The organism is Lactiplantibacillus sp. 7.2.4, from assembly GCF_018991185.1.
GTDB classification, from domain to species: Bacteria; Bacillota; Bacilli; order Lactobacillales; family Lactobacillaceae; genus Lactiplantibacillus; species Lactiplantibacillus pentosus.
Window position 1 is genome coordinate 20,461 of sequence record NZ_JAGYGS010000003.1, and the last position, 22,569, is coordinate 43,029.

Annotated in this window: 16 protein-coding genes and 1 pseudogene; 2 read left to right on the plus strand and 15 right to left on the minus strand. The window is 46.9% G+C overall.

The window, feature by feature from the left end:
• Positions 1–22: 22 nt before the first annotated feature.
• The gene (locus tag KGF70_RS01535; RefSeq protein ID WP_050339114.1) at positions 23–715 is read right to left on the minus strand and encodes a uracil-DNA glycosylase; all 693 of its coding nucleotides are present in this window, start codon (positions 713–715) and stop codon (positions 23–25) included.
• 115 nt (positions 716–830) lie between these two features.
• Between KGF70_RS01535 and KGF70_RS01540 the strand changes: the two genes are divergently transcribed.
• Both KGF70_RS01540 and KGF70_RS01545 read left to right on the plus strand, forming a co-directional pair.
• Positions 831–1,700, plus strand: coding sequence for a Cof-type HAD-IIB family hydrolase (locus KGF70_RS01540; RefSeq protein ID WP_216767554.1), 870 nt, complete (start codon positions 831–833; stop codon positions 1,698–1,700).
• 23 nt (positions 1,701–1,723) lie between these two features.
• Positions 1,724–2,311 (plus strand): LURP-one-related/scramblase family protein, encoded by a 588-nt coding sequence (locus tag KGF70_RS01545; protein WP_050339116.1) that lies wholly within the window; start codon positions 1,724–1,726, stop codon positions 2,309–2,311.
• A gap of 63 nt (positions 2,312–2,374) precedes the next feature.
• Here KGF70_RS01545 and KGF70_RS01550 read toward each other — a convergent pair whose 3' ends face one another.
• From KGF70_RS01550 to pgk, 14 genes and pseudogenes are all read right to left on the minus strand, one after another.
• Positions 2,375–3,127: a Fic family protein gene (locus KGF70_RS01550; RefSeq protein ID WP_088769961.1), complete on the minus strand. Its 753-nt coding sequence runs from the start codon at positions 3,125–3,127 to the stop codon at positions 2,375–2,377.
• 1,248 nt (positions 3,128–4,375) lie between these two features.
• Positions 4,376–5,110: an amino acid ABC transporter ATP-binding protein gene (locus tag KGF70_RS01555; RefSeq protein WP_050339118.1), complete on the minus strand. Its 735-nt coding sequence runs from the start codon at positions 5,108–5,110 to the stop codon at positions 4,376–4,378.
• 2 nt (positions 5,111–5,112) lie between these two features.
• Complete coding sequence (locus KGF70_RS01560; protein ID WP_216767553.1) at positions 5,113–6,549, minus strand: amino acid ABC transporter substrate-binding protein/permease; 1,437 nt, start codon at positions 6,547–6,549, stop codon at positions 5,113–5,115.
• A 539-nt stretch (positions 6,550–7,088) separates the two neighbouring features.
• Positions 7,089–11,891, minus strand: a complete 4,803-nt coding sequence (locus KGF70_RS01565) for a BspA family leucine-rich repeat surface protein (RefSeq protein ID WP_216786386.1) — start codon at positions 11,889–11,891, stop codon at positions 7,089–7,091.
• Between the two features lie 393 nt (positions 11,892–12,284).
• Positions 12,285–12,755, minus strand: coding sequence for an SsrA-binding protein SmpB (smpB, locus tag KGF70_RS01570; RefSeq protein WP_003637880.1), 471 nt, complete (start codon positions 12,753–12,755; stop codon positions 12,285–12,287).
• 25 nt (positions 12,756–12,780) lie between these two features.
• Positions 12,781–15,183, minus strand: coding sequence for a ribonuclease R (gene rnr / locus KGF70_RS01575; protein WP_216786387.1), 2,403 nt, complete (start codon positions 15,181–15,183; stop codon positions 12,781–12,783).
• Between the two features lie 8 nt (positions 15,184–15,191).
• On the minus strand, positions 15,192–15,941 hold the full coding sequence (locus KGF70_RS01580) for a carboxylesterase (RefSeq protein WP_105920636.1): 750 nt from the start codon (positions 15,939–15,941) through the stop codon (positions 15,192–15,194).
• Positions 15,942–16,078: 137 nt separating this feature from the next.
• The gene (locus KGF70_RS17710; RefSeq protein ID WP_323128385.1) at positions 16,079–16,159 is read right to left on the minus strand and encodes a hypothetical protein; all 81 of its coding nucleotides are present in this window, start codon (positions 16,157–16,159) and stop codon (positions 16,079–16,081) included.
• 63 nt (positions 16,160–16,222) lie between these two features.
• Positions 16,223–16,459 carry a preprotein translocase subunit SecG gene (gene secG / locus KGF70_RS01585; RefSeq protein ID WP_003637877.1) on the minus strand — a complete coding sequence of 79 codons (237 nt, stop codon included), beginning with the start codon at positions 16,457–16,459 and terminating at the stop codon, positions 16,223–16,225.
• Positions 16,460–16,558: 99 nt separating this feature from the next.
• A pseudogene (locus tag KGF70_RS01590) lies at positions 16,559–18,089 on the minus strand (ClC family H(+)/Cl(-) exchange transporter).
• 39 nt (positions 18,090–18,128) lie between these two features.
• Positions 18,129–19,004: a hypothetical protein gene (locus KGF70_RS01595; protein WP_216767550.1), complete on the minus strand. Its 876-nt coding sequence runs from the start codon at positions 19,002–19,004 to the stop codon at positions 18,129–18,131.
• Positions 19,005–19,151: 147 nt separating this feature from the next.
• Positions 19,152–20,480, minus strand: a complete 1,329-nt coding sequence (gene eno, locus KGF70_RS01600; RefSeq protein ID WP_003637874.1) for a phosphopyruvate hydratase — start codon at positions 20,478–20,480, stop codon at positions 19,152–19,154.
• 80 nt (positions 20,481–20,560) lie between these two features.
• Complete coding sequence (tpiA, locus tag KGF70_RS01605; RefSeq protein ID WP_003637873.1) at positions 20,561–21,319, minus strand: triose-phosphate isomerase; 759 nt, start codon at positions 21,317–21,319, stop codon at positions 20,561–20,563.
• Positions 21,320–21,345: 26 nt separating this feature from the next.
• The gene (gene pgk, locus KGF70_RS01610; protein ID WP_003637872.1) at positions 21,346–22,548 is read right to left on the minus strand and encodes a phosphoglycerate kinase; all 1,203 of its coding nucleotides are present in this window, start codon (positions 22,546–22,548) and stop codon (positions 21,346–21,348) included.
• Between the last annotated feature and the right edge of the window lie 21 nt (positions 22,549–22,569).

Genomic DNA, 22,569 nt, shown 5'->3' on the forward strand with positions numbered 1-22,569 from the left:
TGATAACCCTCCAATAAATTAATTAATGCTCGAGATTGACGTGTTCTGGTAACTGCCAGTTAATTGGCTGCTCGCCAAAGGATGTTAACGCAATGTTCGTTTTGGAAAATGGCTTTGAACCGAAAAAGCCACGGTAAGCTGATAACGGGCTCGGATGCGGTGCTTGTAACACCACGTTGGTCTGCGTGTTGATCAGTTTGATTTTCGAACGGGCGGCCTTGCCCCACAAAATAAAGACGACCGGCGTCTCCCGTTCTGACAATCGCTGAATGGCAACGTCCGTTAGCCGTTCCCAGCCTTTGCCCGCGTGTGAAAAAGCGACCCCATTTTGGACCGTTAAGACGGAATTCAATAACAACACGCCCTGCTTGGCCCAGCTCTCTAAGTACCCGTGCTCGACCGGTGTACAGCCGACATCATCCTGTAATTCTTTATAAATATTGCCTAATGATGGCGGTACCGCCACTCCAGGTAGCACGGAGAAGCTCAATCCGTGCGCCTGACCAGGACCATGATACGGATCCTGACCTAAAATAACGACCTTTGTGTCAGCAAATGGCGTCCATTCAAAGGCCTGAAAAATATTGTACATGTCCGGGTGAATATTTTTCGTTCGGTATTCATTTTTCAAAAATTCGTGCAATTGGTGGTAATAGGGCTTCTCAAACTCGGGTTTTAAGACGTCCCACCAGTCTGTATGAATAAACGCTTTCATCCTTAACACCTCTCGTTTTATTGTATCATAACCAAAGCCGGTAATGATAATAATTCTGTATTCAGACCCAAACATGTTAGAATGTAATTATTAAGACAACTAAGGATGTGACAACATGATTTCGATTATCGCCTCTGACATGGACGGAACGTTACTCAACAATGAAATGGTCGTTTCTGATTTTAACGCTGACGCCATCCGTCAAGCACAACAGCAAGGCGTGCACTTTATCGTTTCCACCGGACGCCGCTTTTCCGAAGCTCAACCGCTCCTGGCTGCCCAGGGAATCACCGCCCCACTCATTACGTTGAATGGTGCCGAAGTATATGATGCTTCCGGCAAGATGCTCGACATGGTGCCAATTACGAATAGCGTTGCCCGTGCTGTATTCCATACGTTAACGGCTCAAGGCTATTACTTTGAAGTTGTGGGCAACGACGGAATCTATTCCAATAACAAAGCCAAACGAATCGAACAAATTGCCCATCTTTTAACCAACTTGAATCCAGACACGACTTTTAAAATCGCGGTCTCACTTGCTTCTGCTCGTTTGGAATTAATGGACATCAATTACGTGGATAATTATAACGAGCTACTAGACGACTCGACTAAGCACGTGATGAAGATTATCGCGTTTAGTGAAGAAGGTCCTAGCAAGCTCAAGCCACTGAGCGACGAGATTCTCGCCAAACACTCATCGCTTAAGATTACGTCTTCATCCGCTTCCAACATTGAAATCAATAACATCAACGCGCAAAAAGGGATCGCGGTCGAACGCTACGCCAACATGCTCAACACGCCAATGAGTGACGTGATGGCGATCGGTGACAATAACAACGACGTCTCGATGCTCGAACTCGCTGGTGTCAGCTACGCGATGGGCAATGCCAGTCCTGAAGTCAAACAACTGGCGCGCTACATCACGGATACCAACGTCAACGATGGCGTGGGCAAAGCGATTCTCGAGGTGCTTGCGAAACAATAGTTTCCGGAAAACGGAGGTTGAAGATGCGTAAATTATATTTCAGCCGCAATAGCTTCGCCCAAGGTGCTCGGATTGTTCGCGACGCGCATAATCAATCCCACTACCTCTTAGTCGGACGCTGGGGGCGACGCCAAGATGCGCTCAGTCTATATGCCATCCAAGGTGAACTACTGGCCGAGATTCGACAAACGACTCTGGGCTTATTACCAAAATTTGATTTGTACTATAATCGCCAAAACGTCGGCTCCATCAGTAAAACGCTCGGTTTTTGGCACGAGATGCTCTACGTTCGCAAACTTCGCTGGATCATCATGGGCAGTTTAAACGCTGAAAGCTACCGCATTTATCACGGGACTGAATTAGTGATGACAATGCGGCCAGTCGTCACGACGAACGGTGAAGCCTTCGAATTAGCCATCACTGAGCCGACCACTGAACCGCTCTGTATCTGCATTGCAGCGATTCTCGACCATTGGCAAAAGCCAACAAATCGCACCCGGACACCCGTTGCAAAAAAGGGCCTTAAAGTTAGTTTTGGTGAAAGCAACTACACCCTGACGCCCCATGATAAAGTCGCCCAACACTATAACTGCGGACGCGGTTCACACTGACGAGTACTGATAATAGCCAAAAAATCTGAACGGTTAAATGTTGAATTTAGCCGTTCAGATTTTTTAGTCTAATTCATGATTGGGTTCTGGGAAGAAGCGGGCAATCATGCCTTGGTAATTATCTTGTTCATGCCCTAGCGTATCAATTAAATATCCAGGTGTCGTTTTAAAGGTCTTTAACCCGCGCAAATAATAAGGTTTAGTGTCTTCACGGATAATCAATGGGACCGCCCCACTTCGGCAACCTTCCTTGAATATTAATAAGCGTCCGATTCTGCCATTGCCATCACTGAATGGGTGAATCCTTTCAAACTGCCAATGAAATTTGGCGATGGCGCTCAAATCACGACCTGTTTGGCCTGAAGCTTCCCACTCTGAAAACAAGTCAGCAATCGCTTGAGGGGTATCTGCGGGACTAGTCGTTTCCGTGGCATCGAGAAAGCCAATCTGATTCGGCACTATTTTGAAGCCGCCCACATGATACTTGGCATCATTTTCTTGACTGGTCGCGCGTTTGAGAATGCGATGTAATTCGAAGACGTACGCACTGGTTACCGGTACCTCAACAGTATCTAAAAGATAGTCAAAAGCGCGAAAATGGTTAGCTGTTTCTAGGACATCATCAACTTTGATTGCCTGCCCGTCATTGGCAAAAACCGTCCCCGTATCAAAAATCTGTTGTGTCTGATCTTCAGTCAACTGTGTGCCTTCCATATGATTCGAGTTATAAGAAAACAATATTTGTGTCCAGTAATATAAACTTCCTGATAATTGCTTGTCACGTTCATTCTTTAGCTCAGCGACTAAATTTTTCATGGCTTCATCTCATTTCACATTTAGTATAGCATGCCTAGTCGTGAGACGGCATTTTACTGTGCTTGGCGCGCACAGTTACAAGCAGCGTTCCAGACGGTCGCGTCGGGTTCGACCATGTAGACAATCATAAATCACACCTTGTGCCAGTTAATTTGTCATGAATCATGAGTAAAACGTGCCAATCAATGGATTCCTGTTCGTCAGCCGGGGCGCGTCTTATTCCGACCTCCGGGGCTGGCTGACAACGCTGGAACAGGGCGGACATCGATTTGAACTCACGCAGAAACCCACTGCGCAATTTCAAATACGAGTCTTCTTCTAGCCCGGGAACTACACCCGGACAAGAAGAATTTCGCCCTTGAGCATTGTCAGCCAGCCCCTACAGTCGGGAACCCGCTCGAATGGCGGATGAACGACCGCCTATTCAGGTACAATTGATCATTGAATATTACGAAACTGGCTCTTCATGCAAACTTTTGAATCATCATGGATGATGATTGATGGCATTTAAATGCTAGGAAGATTATTCATTAACTTCAATAGTAACTAATCTTGAAAGAAGTCGCTAGAATTGCCTTTCGTTTAACTGCTAGAGTTTGATATTTTATGTGATTTGACAAGACCCATTTAACGTTTCTGCAACGCTGCTGTTTCGCCAACACGAGTCTGCCAACATGGCGACTAGTGGCCCAAGTTTTACAGTTAGATGTCAAATAGCTGTTTACTTAAGTGTCAACGACCAACTCCTCAAAGGTGGGGTCCGCACATGTCCGCCTTTCGAATACCATCCAGGCTGGAAGGTGTTTCTGACAATGCTCAGCGGCTCCTAGAGTGTGAGGTTCAGACGGGTTGGGACTGAGGATTAGCCTAGCTAGAGCGTTAAGCGGTGAACTTCCGCTTGGCGTTCTGGCGTAGCTAACCGGAAGTCCCAGTCTGACCCGAACACGTTTCATCCATATTGCAGGAGATATGGAAGACCAGTATTTAAGACGTGGTTTGTCGGCTTAAATCTGTGTCCATCGCGTTCCAGCGTTGTCAGAAATGCCTGGAAGCCGGTGTAGGACGCAGCTATCAAATCAGGTTTACGCTAATTCGTTTTGTTTCCAGTGGGCCTCAGCTGGTTGCTTTTGAACTTAATAATTAGCACGTTTTGATCATTTTTAATACCAATAACTAGCACAACACGTGTAAGGCTTAAAAAATTGGCACGCCTCCATCATGAGACGTGCCAATCAAATATCTTATTCACTAAACATTAATAACTTTCTCGAGGAAGTCCTGTAGCCGGGGACTCTTAGGATGATTGAAGACATCCGCAGGTTTACCCGTTTCTTGAATCAGGCCGTCAGCCATGAAGACGACACGGTCCGCGACTTCTTTGGCAAAGCCCATTTCGTGTGTGACCACAATCATGGTCATCCCATCGGCGGCTAGCTTCTTCATAACATCCAAGACATCGCCGACCATTTCAGGGTCCAAGGCAGACGTTGGTTCATCAAATAGCATGATTTTGGGATGCATTGCTAACGCGCGGGCGATGGCAACCCGTTGCTTCTGCCCACCAGATAATGATTTCGGCATTGCGTCAGCTTTATCAGACAACCCAACCGTCGCTAACAAATCGCGCGCCGTTTTTTCGGCTTCTTGTTGGGTTTCCTTTTTAAGCTGAGTCGGTGCTAAGGTGATATTTTGTAACACCGATAAGTGCGGGAATAGGTTAAAGTGTTGGAACACCATCCCGATATTTTCACGCACTAAGTTGATGTTGGTCCCTTTGTCAGATAGGTCGTAGCCGCTAATCACGACTTGCCCCTGCGTTGGCACTTCCAAATCATTGAGACAGCGCAAGAACGTACTCTTACCGGAACCAGAGGGCCCAATCATACAAACGACTTCGTTATCTTGAACTTCGAGGTTTAACCCCTTCAAGACTTCGTTGTCACCGTAACTCTTATGCAAATCTTTGACAATTACTTTCGCCATGCCTAGTTAATCCTCCTTTGAACCCAGTTAGATAACCATGTTAATAACGTAATGATAACCAAGTAAATAATCGCAATCATCAGCCAAATCTTGAACCCTTCAAAGTTCCGGGCGATAATCAGCGTCCCGGTTTGGGTCAATTCAACGATCCCGATTACGGACAGAATCGACGTATCCTTCAACGTAATAATAAATTGGTTGATAAATGACGGAATCATAATCCGAATCCCTTGAGGCATGATGACCTTGCGCATCGCCGTCCAGTAAGGTAAGCCCAGTGAACGTGTCGCTTCCATTTGGCCATCATCAACGGCCGCAAAGCCCCCTTTGACGAACGCCCCGGTATAGGCCCCTTCATTCAGCATAAGCGTAATCATCCCGGCGATGAATGCTGGAATCTTAAACCCGTGCCCAATCAGATCTGGGAACCCGATGTAGATGAAGAAAGCCAGCACCATCAGTGGCATCCCCCGGAAAATATAAATGATCGTGCTAGAGATTGCTGGACCAACTTTACCAGGCATAACGCCGAGCACTCCGAGGATGAGGCCAAGAATCGTGGCTAAAATAATTGAAATAACCGTTAATTCCAAAGTCATCCATAACCCAGAACCAATTGTATCAAGGTTTTGCGTGAACAAACCGATAAAGGTCCGGCTGCTGGCTGTTTCACCAGTCAATGATGATTCACTGGAATTCAAGTACTTATTGACGATCTTCTTGTAAGTTCCATCCGCTTTGATGGCCTTCAGCCCAGCGTTGAACTTCTTCAACAGTTCGGCATTTTTACCCTTTTTAACGGCAAAGCCATAGTCACCAGCGGCATATTGCTTGGTCACGATCTTCAATTGAATCCCATTTTTAATCCCATATGACATCACGGGGTAGTCTTCAAAACAGGCTGCCGAGTTACCGACTTTCACGTCGTTATACATATTGTTGGAATCATTGAAATACTTGATTTTAAAGCCGTATTTGCTCTGAATCGACTTCGCATAAGCAGCACCGGCCGTCCCAGTCTTTAACGCGACCGTCTTGCCTTTCAACTGCTTAAAGTTCTTGACCTTACTATCCTTGGCGACCGCCATAACGACGCCAGACGTATAGTAAGCATTCGAAAAATCGAACGTCTTCTTACGTTCGGCCGTAATATTCATTCCGGCAATCACCCCGTCAACTTGGTTTGCACTAAGCTGCTGAACGGCGGCACCAAAACTAATCGCTTTAAGTTTATAATTGATGTTTTCTTTTTTAGCAATCGCTTTTAAAATATCAATATCAATTCCTTTGTACTTACCACCCTTGGCCTGAAATTCAAACGGCGCAAAGGTCGTATCCGTTGCAATGGTGTATGCTTTCGCCTGCGCCTGGGTACCAACTGCAAACCAGCTTCCCAACGCTGCTAACAACATGACAACCGCAACTTGCCACTTTCTCATCGACGAGACCTCCTCAAAAAATTACCGAAACGGTATGTCATAAAATATAACATAATTCATGGCTCGCGACCAATCCGATTTGTTATTCTTTTCTCATTATGCTTTAAGGATGGTGCTAAAAATGAGGTTTAACTTAATAAAATTAAGTTAAATGCCAATTTCAAAAAAGAATCTAACGAAAGCACCGTGATTTAACGTTTTATAATTTAGTGAGCCTGTCATCTTAGGTCCATATAACTCAACCTCATCTGTAGAATAGGCTGACCAAGCTGTTGTGATGATAGAAAACGTTTCACCACGCACTCGATGTCTCCTTTCCAAAATGGCTTTTAGCAATCACTTTATCAGTCTCAAAACGACAGTCACTTCAAGTTACGAAATGACTGCCGTTCTGAAAACAGTTGATTTAAGGGGTGCCTGCTAGTTGTCTGACCAGCAATCATGACGACCCTCACAATGATATTCTTCGACCCAACTGGGTTGCGACTGACTTGCAATGACAATCAATGACAGCTGCACCCTATCTTTTCGAACACAGCTTAATCTTCATGTTCGAAGTGCCGACGCCATGCCGCCAGTCCACTAAGCCCTAATAGTCCGACTAATCCTAATACGACTGCGCCCACTGATGCCGAGGCATTAGCTTCACTTGTTTGTGGCAATTGACCATGGCGGTTAGATGCCTCAGTTGCGCTCGACTTAGCTGATCGCGTCGAATTAGTTGACGTGACGTTAGCGGTTGCATTTTGTGCAATTGCATCCGCTTTTGCCGACCGGACCAGTGTCTTAGCGGTGCCTCCACCATTGCTATGATGTTGGGTCGTTTTCGCTGGTCGAACAGTCGCAGTTGGCCGGCTTCGACCTGGCCGGCTAGCTGATGCCTGACCATGATGGTTTGTTTCCGGCTGCGTCGTCTCATTTGTCGACTGATCATCAGGAATCACATCAGGTTGCGTACTGGTCTCCTGGTCATTGCCACCCGGATTCGTTGTACCCATATCGGGTTTGGTACTATCCGTATCGTTATCTGGTTTGGAGCTATCTGTATCCCCCGTGCCAGGTTTCGTATTGTCTTCACTATCATCTGGTTGGGGCTGATCAGGATTATTGTCATCGGGCTTAGTCTGACCACCATCTGAATCTGGTTCATCCGGCTTGACCTCGTCACCGTTGCCATTTTCGTCGGGATCAACTGGTGGTGCGACGACGGTAATCAGTGCCGTTTCACTGATGGCATTACCGACCGCATCCGTGTAAGCATAAGTTATCTGATAACGACCAGCCGTCTGAGTATCGACTTTACCAGTCACGGTCAAATCAGTTAGCGCGAGCGCATGGCCTGTTGCATCAACCGCTTGCACGAGGTTATCCGCAGCTTGCCAAGCAGTACCGACCGTCAATTGACTGTCGCGGACTTGAATCGCTGCTTGACTCGCGGCAACCGTGACAATCGTTTGACCCGTGACTAGGTTCCCAGCTTCGTCAAGGTATCGTAACGTTAACTGATACGTCCCCGGCGTACTTAAGTCTGGCAGGCTGTCAGTCGTCACTTGTTTAAGCTGTGCAGCAGTCAGTGTTTGCCCATTAGCCGCAAGACTATGGGCCCCATCAATGCTGTCAGCCAGTTGCCAAGTGGTCTGAGGACCAGCAATCAAGCTGACTGGTTGTCCGACCAAGACCGCTTGGCTAGCAACCGTTGTCACGTCAAACTGGCCGATATGTTGCTGACCTAATGAATCTAAATAACGAAATTGAACAGTCTGCGGTTGCCCAATTTTGGCAGTACTCAAATCCGGATGATTAAGCAACTGAATATTGGCAGTCGTCGCCTCAATCGGCTGGCCCATTCCATCGCTCACTTGTTGAATTGCGGCCAAATACTGCCAAGTCGCAGTTGGCCCAGCAATAACCGTCGTCGGTTGCGTCGTGATCGTTGCTTGATCGACAGTCACTTTTAATTGTGCAGTTGTCAAGTTACCCACTTCATCCATAAATGTGAGCGTGACTAATTGAGCGCCAGCACGGTCGGCAGTAATCGGACTCATCGTCAATTGGCCGGCTGCCAAATTAGTGAGTGGTTGTCCGGTTGCATCCTGAACGTTGGCCACTAAGTCCGTTGCCTTGAGATTGGTCACTTCATGCGGCCAAATTACTTGGTCGGCCTTGGCTGTGATGCCAGCTTTAGACGCTTGCGTCGTTACCACAACGGTAACCCGCTGTACTTGACTAAGGTCATCAGTATAAGCCAGTGTAATTGATTGCGGGACACCCACCATAGCGCTCGTTAAATTAGGCTGCTCATAACTGAGCTTGGCCTGTTGTGCATCAATCGTTTGACCGGTCGAGTCCGTGAGCGTCTCAATGTTGTCCATATAATTCCAAGCGGCGGTTGGCCCGGCAATTAACATCGTATTTTTCCCGCTGATCGTCGCAAAATCGACCGTCACAACTGATTGCGTCGTTAACACATTGCCATAAGCGTCCGTGTAAGTCAGCGTTACGGTTTGCGGACCACTAGTCTTCGCGTCAAAACCGTGCATTGTGACCGCACTCAAATCAGTCAATGCGGTACCAGTCACATCCGTCAACTCAGTGACCAGTGTCTTAGCACTCACCTGAGCAGCCTTATAAGCGAACACAATCACTTCTGGTTGGCTGTTGAGGGTTGCCGCAGATGCTACGACGTTGATCGTCGTTGTCACAGTATGCACGTTGTCTAGCGCATCCGTGTAGGTCAACGTAATCCGTTGGGTACCTGGCGTCTTTAAGTCGGGTTGTTTGTCAGCCACGATATTCAAAGCGTCCCATTGTTCTGGCGCAATCATCTGGCCGTCAAAATCAGTGACATGGGTCAGATAATCATGAAAATCCCAGCTCGTCTGATTAGGACCAATACCAATCGTACTATCCTGGATAGCTAAGGTCGCTTGACTCGCAATCATTGTGACGGGCACCTCAGTCGTGTGGCGCTGGCCAGTGTCATCCGTGAAAGCTAGGGTTACTTGTCGTGTGCCTGGTTGGCTCATATCGAGACCGCTGACCGTGATTCGATCAATTTCTGCCGCACTCAATTGCTGACCCGCAGCATTTAGAGATTGGGTTGCATCAATCAAGTTTGACAGTTGATAGGCCGCGTGTGGCCCCATCTTAATCGTTACTGCTCGACCGACGAGTTTGGTCTGGTTCGGGGCAATCACAATCGTACTAGTTGCCTCATGTTTCACACCGTAACCATCAATATATTGTAAGGCCACTTGATAGGTGCCAGCCGTCTGCGCATCCACCGTCGTCACGGCCGTATCTCCGTTGACACTCAACACTTTGACTAACTCGTCAATGTTGGCACTAATATCAGCACCGGTCACATCTTTCAAGGTCGCAACGCTATCGGCTAGCTTCCAGGTCGTATTCGGCCCAGCAATTAATCCCGTCACATCGGCCGCTGTTAACTCAGATTGCGAAGGCGCCGTTTCCCAGACCCAAGTAATCGTTGCACCTGGATTGGTCGTGCCATTATATAAGACCATCAAACCAGCTGAGTCATAGCGCTGCGTGGCGTCTGCCTGATTGACCCAGTAGCCGGAATAACCGGTCCCCGTTGAAATTGCGGGCAACATACTACCCGTTAATTTGCTCGTCGCGCCAAGGGTCAACTGCTGCAAATTAAATGGCACCGAATTTTGCCGATTATCTTGGTTGATCAACATCTTAGTCATTGTCGCCGAACGCATGTCGAGTGCCGACAAATCTAAGGTAGTCAGTTTAGATGTCCCCTGAAACATGTAGTTCATGTCGGTTAATTTGGCAGAAGTTTGCCAGCCACTCAAGTCAACGTGGGTCAATTGGTCATCATAAATAAACATCGAACCCATGCTGGTCACATTTGGCAATTGCCAACCATGCAGATCTACCGATTTCAACTGCATGGTCCCACTAGCAGCACCGGCAAACATCCCGCCAATATTGGTCACCATGCGCGTATCCCAAGCACTTAAATCAATCGTGGTCAGTGCCGTATCTGAATTAAACATCATAAAAAGATTGACCGGCTTAGTCTGATTGAGCTGCCAGTGACTTAAATCAATCGTTTGCAGGGACTTGTTATTCGCGAACATGCTGTTAAAGCCCGTTCCGGCACTGACATCCCAATTCGCAATGCCAGAGAAATCACTGATCGCCGTGTTAGTGAACATGTGACTGAAATCCGTTACTTTGGAAGTATCCAAATTTTCGAATCCTTGAATCGTTTTGAGGTTGGACGTACTGAAAAATAGCCAACTGAGATCGTCGCCAGCATTGACTTTGCCATCAATCACGACTTGGGTGAGTTGTTTGCCGAAATTGCCAACAAGTGATCCCACGTCAGCATTCGACCAATCGCCCGCACCAATTGTCAGTACGCCATCATCGGTCATCCTCCAGGCACTGGTTCCAATCGTTCCACTGGAAGTTACGGTTGCCGGCTGCACGCTTCTTAATACTGCTCGACTCATCTTGGCAGCTGTTGGGACTGTACTCGAATCGTCCTGAACGGTGGACTCAGTGTTCGTTCGTGTCTGATTGGTCGCCGCTTCAGATTCAGTTAACGTGGTTGCTGCATTAATCGCCGCGTCAGTAGTGTTGGTCGTTGATGAGACATCGGCCGAGGTATCTGTCGTTTTTGCTGTCGCAGCTGGGTTGACCACCGAGTCTGTGGATGTTGTCGGTGATGCTGCATCCGGTTCGGTGTTCGCAGTCGTAATATTTTTCTCGTCGGTTGTTGTCGTCGTATCCGCTTTAGTTTCGGTGGTTGCCACGGTGGTCTGCTTGCCATTCACTGTAGCTTGTTGAGTGTCATTAGCTGGATTAGTAATGCTAGCTTGCGCGTGGCTCGATGTCGGCTGAGTGGCTGATTGGTTTGCTGTTGATGTGCCAGGCATCTGCGTATCAGTCGCATTTGACTGTGCATGTGCATTATCGTTGGTCAAACTAGTATCAGTCTTCATAGCGACCCGTCCCGTAGCCGACCCAGATGTGTTATTGCTGGAATCGGTTACATTTTTAGACTGCTGATTTTCCGCACTAGTGGTTGATTCACCTTTGGTACTCGTCTCATCAGTCTGAGCTTGTGAAGCCCCCTGCTCATTCTGCTTGTTCAAAACCACCGTTTTACCTGTTGCCACGCTGGCTTGGTTGGTCATCGCCGCACTCGTCGTTGACTGAGTCGAAACCTTATTTTCCTGGTCTGCACGTCCAATAATTGGGCTAATGCCAATGGTTGCGACCGTTATCCCTGCAAATACCCAGAAACGGCCCTTTTTATACATTTTATAATACTGTTTTTCCGTTTGTACATGACGCATATCGATGTCCCCCTAGATAATAACCGTGTGTCAGTTTGTACATGTTTTGATTCATTAAAGTATCGTTTACTTTTCGGGTCTCCAATCCGAATGGCATAAAATTAACGTTCGTTTTTAATTTATGACATTAACTAACGATTACTTTAATTATTCATCCACTTATAACGTAACATAAACTCGTTATATAAAGCAATTAATATATAGCTATTAGCTAAATTAATTTATAGTCTGATAACTCAGTTTGCTAACGATGAAAATCTTAAATGTGCGCCATCGCTCGATCTGCAGCGACCGTTCAGCGACCGTTTCAAGCTACAATCCAACTGGTCTAATGAGGGACGCAAAAAAGGGCCCCTCAACGAAATCTCGTCGAAGTGTCCTTATATACCCGGTCTAATAATGTTTCATGACCCGGTCGATTTGCCGTTGTTGTTCACGTTTCTTAATATCTTGGCGCTTATCGTATTCCCGTTTCCCATGAGCGACCCCAATCAAGACTTTCGCAAACCCGTGTTTGAGATACATCTTGAGTGGAATGATGGTGACACCCTTGGTCATCGTTGCGGCACCTAACTTGCTGATTTCTTTCTTATGCAACAAGAGTTTCCGGTTACGCAGTGGGTCAACGTTAAAGCGATTCCCCTCTTTAAACGGACTAATGTGAACGTTTTGCATCCACGCTTCACCGTTACGAATCTGAACGAACCCATCTTTCAAGTTCACGCGCCGGTCACGGACGGATTTGATCTCCGTCCCGGTCAGTGCGATTCCTGCTTCATAGGTGTCCTCGACGGCATAGTCGTGACGTGCTTTCCGATTTTGAGCGAGGGCGGTATCTGGGTGCTTACCGTGTTGTTTGGCCATTGCCGCACACCCCCTTAGTTAAAAATTAGCGCCGACGATCACTAGTTGACCGTCGATTACTATTATTATTACTGTGATTATTCGAACGACCATTGTTATTACGACGGCCGTTGCTGTTGCCATTGCGATGGTTATTATTGCCACCCCGCCGGTCATTGTTGCGGTTATTGTTGTTCCCATTGCGGTGGTAATTATTGTTACCGCCACGACGATTATTACCACGATAATTATCGGAATGTTCCCGTTTTGGTAATAAGTCCGTCTTTGGCGCTTCTTCCGGATTCAACAACTTGAAGTCGACTTCGCGTTGATCCTTGTCCACCCGCATCAATTGAACTTTGACTGGTTGGCCGATTCTAAACGTCCGCTTCGTCTTACGCCCGACTAATGCGAGTTGTTTTTCAACGTATTCGTAGTAGTCATCGTCCATCGTACTAATGTGGACGAGCCCTTCAACGGTGTTCTCCAACTCAACAAACAAGCCGAACTTCATGACGGAATCAACGACGGCTTCAAAGGTCTCACCAACATGGTCAGCCATGTATTCAGCCTTCTTCATGGAATCCACGTCACGTTCCGTATCGATACCCCGGCGTTCGTGGTCGGAAGTCGTTTCTGCGATATTTGGTAAATTATCCCGATAACGTGCCCGCGCTTCTTTACCAGTCCCGTTTTCAGCGTAGTGCCGAATCAACCGGTGGACCATCATATCTGGATAACGCCGGATTGGTGACGTGAAGTGGGTGTAGTATGGCGCAGCTAACCCGAAGTGTCCAAGTGACTGGTCAGCATACCGGGCTTGTTTCATACTCCGGAGCATCATCACTGAGACCATGGCTTCTTCTGGCTTGCCAGCGACCTTCTTCAAAACATCCTGGAGCATCTTCGGTTTAACATCCTTGGAGCTCCCCTTGACACTGACGCCAAAGTTGGTGACAAATTCAAAGAAACTCAGCATCCGGTCACTATCAGGTGTTTCATGGACCCGGTAGATAAACGGTACCTTGAGTTGACTATAATTTTTAGCAACCGTTTCGTTGGCAGCTAACATGAAACTTTCAATCATCCGTTCAGCTAAGCCCCGCACCCGCAATTGGATGTCGATTGGGTGACCCGCTTCATCAACGATGATCTTAGCTTCGTTATCATCAAAATCAATGGCGCCCCGGTGCCGACGGTGTTTGTATAAGATACGGTGTAAATCACCCATCGTATCAAACATATCGACCAAGTCCGCGTACTTTTCACGCGTCTTAGGATCGTGGGCTTCCAGAATTTGGTTGACGGCGTCATATGTCATCCGCGCGTGGGACCGAATCACACTTTGGAAAATCTTGTGATTGACGATTTCCCCGGTTGGATCGATTTCCATCTCACAACTCATGGCTAACCGTTCAACATCTGGATTTAATGAACAGATTCCGTTCGATAACCGCCGTGGTAACATTGGAATCACACGGTCAGTCAAATAAACGGAGGTCCCGCGTTTGAATGCTTCACGGTCCAACTCAGAGTTTTCAGTCACGTAATGGCTAACGTCTGCAATGTGGACCCCTAAGTGGAAGTTCCCATTTGGCAACCGCCAAGCAACGACCGCATCATCCAAGTCTTTTGATTCAGCGCCATCAATCGTCACTAATGGTTGGTCGGTAATGTCGACCCGGCCAACTTTTTCTTCATCCGTCACGTAGTCCGGAATCCGGTTGGCTTCATCCGTGACTTCTTCAGGGAAGACGGATGGGACATCGTGTTGGTAGACCACTTGAAGGACGTCCATCCCAGGGTCATCAACGCTCCCAATCACCTGCTTGGCGATCCCAATCATCCGTGTTGGATGTTGGGCATCCGGATAAGCGGCGACTTCGGCGATGATCACTTCACCCTCAGTTGGGTGGAGGCCTTGGTCAGTGATTAATAATTGATATTTAGAGAGCTTCTTGTCCTTGATTTCGACAGTCCCAATAAACCCAGCTTCATCCGTGCTAGGCGTGTAGGCACCGACGATTTGGGTATAGTTACGTTTAACGATGCTGACGATTTTACCTTCAGGACCGCGGTCTGAACCAGGACGGGCTGGCCGAATAATTTCAACCGCAACATCGTCACCGGTCAATGCAAACTGCGTATTGTCGGGATTGATGTAAATATCGGGCAAATCTGGATCGTAGCGTACGAAACCAAAGCCCTTATCATTGCCATGAAATGACCCTTCAACGGTCTTGGTTTCTTGGACCAACTTAAAATGGTCATGGTCGTCGGTACTGACGAGTTTCTTGCGTTCCATATTCGCAAGTTCCTTCACTAAAAATGTAAAGGCCGTTGCGCCTGTATAATGCAGTTCGTCCGTCAACTGTTCGACACTATAAGTGCGATCAGGATGGGCCTGCAGAAAAGTCAGGATTTGTTCTTGTAAGTTTGCTTCTGACATCATTTACCTCATTTATATATAGATTTTAAATATGTTAAGACATCTTGTTCTAATTGATGATGGGCATTATTCACGGTAATCACATGCCCCGCATCGGCATACCAATGAAAATCAACGGGCACTTGCGTTAGCGCTGCTTGCAGCCGACGCGCCACGTTCGGATCGATCAATTCATCTTGACCACCCTGACCAATGAAAAACGGTTGTGTGACGTTGGTTAACTTGGTCGTAACCTCTTGCTCAGTAAAGGTATTAACGGCTTGTAACTGCTGCTGGACGAGTTCTGGCAGTACTGCCAAGATTTGTTCCCGTTCGGCCAGTGAAAATTGGCTATGCGCCAACTGATGGTGACTAAGCGTAATGAACATTTCGGCGACATCACTGCGATTACCCGCAAATAGCGGTGAGCTAAACGTCCCACCACCTAGTAGTTGCGGATCACGTTCCAACGCAGCAGTCGCAAAAATCCCCCCTAATGAAAGGCCAAAGATACTAATTTTAGTATAGCCTTTTTGCCGTAGAAATGATATTGCTTGTTGGGTATCTTGCCACCATTGGTCGGGTGTTTGGGCTAAAATATCACGCGGATCATTCGTCGCGTGACCACTGAATTGCGGGCCGTACACGGTATAATCAGACCGTTCCAGCGTCCGCCCCAACATCCGCACGTCATTGGCGCTGCCAGCATAAGCGTGGAGTAAGATAACGGCCCGTTCACCGTGTTCAAAGTAAAATGGTTCCGGTTGTTTTAACATCATTACCACCAACTTTCGTGAACTACTCGGCCATAAATGACCGAGCTTCTAGGAACACCGCTAACTTACACATCAGTGGCTAGCACTTGTGCAGAGGTTACGGCTATTTACTATGGCGCATCCCGCGCCTAATTAGTCGGTTAAGCACTTAAGATATTCTTAGTAGCGCTAATGTCTCGGTCATGGCTAATACCATAATGAGGACAAGTCCACTCACGAATATCTAACGTGTTTCCTCGCTAAATTTCAAAAAAATCCTCCTGAAATCACAGGAGGACGGTCAATTACTTCGATGAGTACCATGCTAGAGCTAACGCTAGGATAAAGAAAGCGATTCCTAATACCACGGTTACCTTCTGCATGAACGCTTCAAAACCGCGGGGCTTCTGCTTGGCGAACAAGTCATCAGCACCACCGGTCAATGAAGACATGGCATCATTAGTTTTGGATGGTTGCATCATTACCGCGATGATAATCAAGACGGAAATGACCAGTATTAACGTTAACAATAAATTATACAAGAAATGTGCCTCCTAAAGAGTCCGCTATGTCTATAACAATTTAACATATTTCGCCTTGTTTTTCCAGTATCCTGGACAATTCGTTGGTTTGTTCAGCACTCAAGGCGTCGCGACTGTCAAATGCGAGATTTGATGGCGAACCCAAGCACGGTTATCGCGGTCGGTTAAGATAATTAAGGTATCCCCCGCGCGCATCAAGGTATCCCCATGTGGAATCACCTGTTGTTCACCACGACGAATCGCAATCAACAGCGACTCAGCTGGCCATTTAAAATCACGAACCTGGTGTCCTTCCAACTTAGAGCCTTCAAAAATCGGCAATTCGAGCCGGTCCTGAACGCCACTGTGCTCGGGCATCCGTGGCCGAATGAGCTTTTCCAATAAGGCTTCATAGATGGGTGCCCCGCCTAAGAGGTCCACTACTAAGTAGGCCGTCATCGAGACAACGGCTAACGGCATCAAATGGTGCAGCGTCCCGACCATTTCGGTAATTAGCAGAATCGCGGTAAAGGGGGCTTTCCCAATCCCAGCAAAGTAGCCGGCCATCGCAAAAATAATAAAATTGGGAATCAAGTTAGTCGGCATCCAGCCCAACATGACCATGACTTGGGCATAAATCGCCCCTAGAATGGCCCCTAACGATAGAATCGGTAGAAAAATACCGCCGGGCAACCCGGACCCGTATGAAATCGTCGAAAAGCTGAAGCGCAAGACAAAAATCCCTAATAAGGCAATTAATGCTGGCGTAGCAGCGGCTAAATTCAAGATAACCGCATTACCGCCACCTAATAGTTGTGGCCACAGTAAGCCAATCGGGATCACTAGCAGAAACGGGATCAACCCATCGAGCCAACTCGGCAACCGCAACTTCGCATACCAGTTGGGCATCGTCAACGTGACATTTTGATACAGATAACCAAACACGCCTAAAAAGATGCCGAGGCCGATTAAATTCCCGTACTGGCTCAACGGCAAATTATAGTCATAAGGGATGTGCAACACTGGCACCAGGCCAAAAAAGTTCAGCGAAATAAAGTCGCTAGCCATCGCACTCACTAATGCAGTCGTCCAGATAATTGGTGAGAAGTTATGGTAAACTTCTTCAAACACAAACAACGTGCTGGCAATTGGCGCATTGAACGCCGCTGAGAGCCCCGCAGCAGCACCACCGGCAAATCAGTGAGCGCCGATCCGAACCAGTCTGACGGAGCTTGGCAGCGACCCCTTGGCCAATCGTAGCGCCCAATTGAATCGACGGTCCTTCACGCCCCAGAAATAAGCCGGAACCAATGCCCAGCACACCGCCGACAAATTTGCGCCACAAGACTGACCACCAGCCGTAGTCTAACTCACCGGCTAACTGCCCTTCGACTTGTGGGATCCCGGAACCCTTAATGTTGGGTTTCTTTTTGACCAGCCAACCGACGAATATGGCAACTAGCACTGTTAAAATCAGCCAAGGAATCAGTAGCAGCCAATTGGCATGAATTTGTCCGTAAGCCCATTGAACGAACTTTAAGCCTTGTTCAATGCTGAAACGAAAAATGCTAACGACGAACCCCGCAATCACGCCGACAATCAATGCCCGGCCGATTGAACTAAAGCGTGTGAAGTCAAAATGTTGTTTGATATTGTGCGGCCGTTGTGCCACAGCGAGTCCCCCTCCGAATTATGATAGTAATGTTGCAATTTTCTGTTGAAGCGCAGCCAATGTAACGGTCTGTTCTGGTAATAATGCTTGAATCTGTTGTGGCCCATCTGCTCGTAATAGCAATCCCAACATCAGGTCGGTCGCTAAATCGCTCGTCTGGTAAGTGGCCTTAAAGCCAGTTAACAACTCAGCGTCACCATTGAACGCGTCAAAGATCAAGGACACGAGCTCCGTCTGCTTAGCAGCTTGATGTGCCGTGCTAAAGCGTTGCAGGCCTAATTCACCGCTAGTCACAATCAGATTGTCACCGGTTAAGTTACCGTGTACAAACTGGTTAGGCGTCACTGGATGTTGGGCCAACCACGCTTCCCGTTCAGCTGCGAAGTCGTTTCCTAACACTTGCCAGTCGCCAACTGGTTGACTTTCTGGGCCGAACGTCGCAACTTCGGTATTGAGCTGCGTCAACATCGTGCCAATCTGACGACCGAGTGTCGACTTAGCCAACGGTTTGGCCGTCGCGCAGAATTCAGTCAGCGTAATGCCTTGTAATGGCCGATAAATAACATAATAGAATTGATACTTATCGAAAACAAAACCAGCATGTAATAACCGTGGTGCACCCAGCTTAAGGCGCGCCATCCGAGTCAGGCCAAAGCGTTCCGCTTGATAATACGCCCGGGTCTCAGCCATGACAGCACTTGGCGGAAAAATTGCAATTTCTGTGGGACCAATGGTAAACCGTGCCGCGAACTGGTCGGCAACTGGTTCTGGTGTTTTGTAGGGTTCATTTTCACTGGCATAGATTTTTTGAAGCACTGGTTCAAAAGCTAATGCATTAGTTTGCAGTCCTTGCCAATCAGACCACACATTGATTTGTTGCTGAAAGTCATCCATTCCGTTCTCTCCTTACTCAAATACACATGCTCTTATTTTACCACGACTTCTCATGGTCCAGGCGTTAAACTCAAACAGATGTTCCTTAAAATATGTATAATAAAAACGCCGCTCCAGAGGGAACGACGTCTCTATTAGAACTTCAAATTACTTGCTAGTAATGGTGTTCCGTGCAGCTTCGTCTAAGTTGTAGAAGCCGTGGATACCTTTGTATTCTGAAGTGCTTTCAAGTTGGTCTTCGATCCGCATTAATTGATTGTATTTAGCAATCCGTTCAGTACGGCTCATTGAACCAGTCTTGATTTGGCCAGCGTTCATTGCGACAACTAAGTCAGCAATGGTCGTGTCTTCAGTTTCACCAGAACGGTGAGAAACGATGGCAGTGTAGCCAGCTTCTTTAGCCATTTCGATAGCTTCAACAGTTTCAGTCAAAGTACCAATTTGGTTAACCTTGATTAAGATTGAGTTAGCAACGCCCATCTTGATACCCTTTGCAAGGTAGTCCGTGTTCGTAACGAATAAGTCGTCACCAACGATTTGAACTTTCTTACCAAGCTTGGCAGTTGCCATTTGCCAGTCTTCCCAGTTGTTTTCATCCAAAGGATCTTCGATGGAAACGATTGGGTACTTGTCAACGATGCTGTCAAGTAAGTCAACGAATTCTTCGGCAGTAAATGATTTCCCATTTTCGCCTTCACCCTTCAAGTCGTACTTGCCAGTTTCTTCGTTGTAGAATTCTGAAGCGGCACAGTCAAAGGCAATGGCAATATCCTTACCAGGCTTGTAACCGGCACGTTCGATAGCTTCAACCAAGATTTCGAATGGTTCTTCGTTGTTCTTCAAGTCAGGTGCAAAACCACCTTCGTCACCAACGGCAGTCGAGTAACCGCGTTCGTTCAAGATCGCTTTCAAGTTGTGGAAAGTTTCTGAACCCATCCGGATAGCTTCTTTAACTGAAGAAGCACCAACAGGCATGATCATGAATTCTTGGAAGTCAACGTCGTTGTTGGCGTGGGCCCCACCATTGATAACGTTCATCATTGGTGTTGGTAAGACGTGGGCGTTGAATCCGCCAAGGTAGTTGTATAAAGGCATTTCAAGTTCGTCAGCAGCAGCACGTGCGGCAGCAATGGAAACACCTAAGATAGCGTTAGCACCTAACTTAGCTTTGTTAGGAGTACCGTCTAACTTGATCATCGCTTGGTCAATGGCACGTTGGTCAGTTACATCGTAACCAACGATTTCCTTAGCGATTAACTTGTTAACATTGTCAACGGCCTTAGTAACACCCTTGCCCATGAAACGGCTCTTGTCACCGTCACGTAATTCAACGGCTTCATGTTCACCAGTTGAGGCACCTGAAGGAACGATACCGCGACCAAATGCGCCGCTTTCAGTATAAAGTTCAACTTCAACAGTTGGGTTACCACGTGAGTCTAAGACTTCGCGAGCATAAATATCTGTAATAATAGACATTAATTTCTCTCCTTAAAATTGGCTTGTTTTTGTTTCACACTTATTGTAGAAGTTTGTCCAACAACTTGCAATAACTATTATTAGTTATTTTGGTAGTTAACAAGTTCCAAGAATGAATCAGGTTGTAATGAAGCACCACCGACTAAACCACCGTCGATATCTTCTTTGCCCATTAATTCGTTAACGTTGGCTGGTTTAACACTACCACCGTATTGAATCCGAACTTTATCCGCAACTTCTTGTGAGTAAAGATCAGCAACAGTCTTACGAACAACTGCACAAATTTCTTCAGCTTGGTCGCTTGAAGCAGTCTTACCAGTACCGATGGCCCAGATTGGTTCATAGGCAATAACCAATGAACTTACTTGGTCAGCTGATAAGTCCTTCAAAGCAGCCTTGATTTGGCCAGAAACCCATGATTCTGCTTCGCCGGCTTCACGTTGTTCAAGTGATTCGCCACAGCAGATGATTGGCTTCATGCCGTTCTTGAAGATTGCGTGAGCTTTCTTGTTAATGTCTTCGTCAGTTTCGTGGAAGTAGCCACGACGTTCTGAGTGACCAATAACAACGTAGTCAACGCCTAAGTCAGCTAAAGCGGCTGGTGAAGTTTCACCAGTGAAGGCCCCAGCATCTTCAAAGTAAGCATTTTCAGCAGCAATCTTTAAATCAGAACCCTTGGCAGCTTCAACCATTTCTTGTAAGAAAAGAGCTGGTGCAGCAACGACTGATTCAACTTTTGATGGATCTGGTAATTGATCCTTAACCGCGTTAACGAAAGCTAAAGCTTCGCTAGCAGTTTTGTTCATTTTCCAGTTACCGGCAATAATAGGTGTACGCACGATAAACCTTCCTTTCGGAGAACAGATTATTTTTCAGAAATAGCAGCAATACCAGGTAATTCCTTACCTTCAAGGTATTCAAGTGAAGCACCGCCACCAGTAGAGATGTGGGTTAACTTGTCGCCAACGCCAAGTTGCTTAACAGCGGCAGTTGAGTCACCACCACCAACGATAGTCGTTGCTTCTGATAAGGTTCCTAAGAACTTACCAACTTCAAGCGTACCCTTGGCGTAGTTGCTCATTTCAAAGACACCCATTGGTCCGTTCCAAACAACGGTCTTAGCGTCGCGTAAAACGTCTTCGAATTCTTCGATTGACTTAGGACCAATATCTAAGGCCATGTAGCCATCAGGAATTGAACCTTCAACAACTTTGCTAGGAACATCGTTGTCAAACTTTTCAGCAACAACTGAGTCACTAGGTAAGACCAACTTGTCGCCAGCCTTTTCGATGATTGACTTAGCTAATTCAATCTTGTCTTTTTCAACAAGTGAGTTACCAATGCCCATGCCTTTAGCAGCATAGAACGTATAAGTCATCCCACCACCGATGATGATCTTGTCGGCTTTGCTGATCAAATGATCGATAACACCGATCTTATCAGAAACCTTGGCACCACCTAAGATGGCAACGAATGGGTGCTTAGGATTGTCAACGGCGTCACCTAAGAACTTGATTTCCTTTTCCATTAAGAAACCAGCGGCAACTTGGTCCATGTTTGAAGCAATCCCAACGTTTGAAGCATGGCTCCGGTGAGCAGTCCCGAATGCGTCGTTGACATAGACATCACCGAGTGAAGCCCAGTACTTACCTAATTCAGGGTCGTTACCAGATTCGCGCTTGACTTGTTCGCCGTTCACAACGTCTTCAAAACGCGTGTTTTCAACAACTAAGACGTCACCGTCGTTCATGTTGTTGATGGCAGTTTCAAGTTGTTCGCCTTCAGTAACAGGTACGAAGGTAACAGGCTTGTTTAACAAGTTTGAAAGACGTTCTGCAACTGGACGTAAGCTTAAGCCCTTCTTGTCGTCTTCGCTCTTGATCCGGCCTAAATGTGAGAATAAGATGGCTTTACCATCATGTTCAATCACATATTTGATTGTTGGTAAAGCAGCGACGATCCGGTTGTCGTCACCAATTTTGCCGTCTTTAATCGGAACATTAAAGTCGACACGAATTAAAACTTTTTTATCTTTAACATCTAAATCTGAAACAATTAATTTAGCCAATGTTAAAATCCTCCTAGAATT